1 protein-coding gene is annotated in these 308 nt (G+C 70.8%); it reads left to right on the forward strand.

Annotated elements, in window-relative coordinates:
• Positions 1 to 308, forward strand: a 308-nt coding sequence (locus tag EN859_RS36795) for an NAD(P)(+) transhydrogenase (Re/Si-specific) subunit beta (RefSeq protein ID WP_189502561.1), incomplete at both ends; no start/stop codon positions are given.

Below are 308 nucleotides of genomic sequence, written 5' to 3' on the forward strand. Positions count from 1 at the left end.
ATTGCCATCGCCACCACGCTGGCGCTTGCGACCCCATCCGCCGGCCGTTTCGGCCTGATCGTGTTGGGCCTCGCCATCGGCGGCGGCATCGGCGCCGTCACCGCGCGCCGCATCGCCATGACCTCGATGCCGCAGCTGGTCGCAGCCTTCCACTCACTCGTCGGCTTCGCCGCTGTCATGGTGGCCGCCGCCGCCATCTACGCGCCGGAAAGCTTCGGCATCGGCACGGCCGGCGACATCCACGCCCAGGCGCTGGTCGAGATGAGCCTCGGCGTGGCCATCGGCGCCATCACCTTCACCGGCTCGGT

The sequence above is a fragment of the Mesorhizobium sp. M00.F.Ca.ET.216.01.1.1 genome (assembly GCF_004010325.2).
GTDB lineage: Bacteria > Pseudomonadota > Alphaproteobacteria > Rhizobiales > Rhizobiaceae > Mesorhizobium.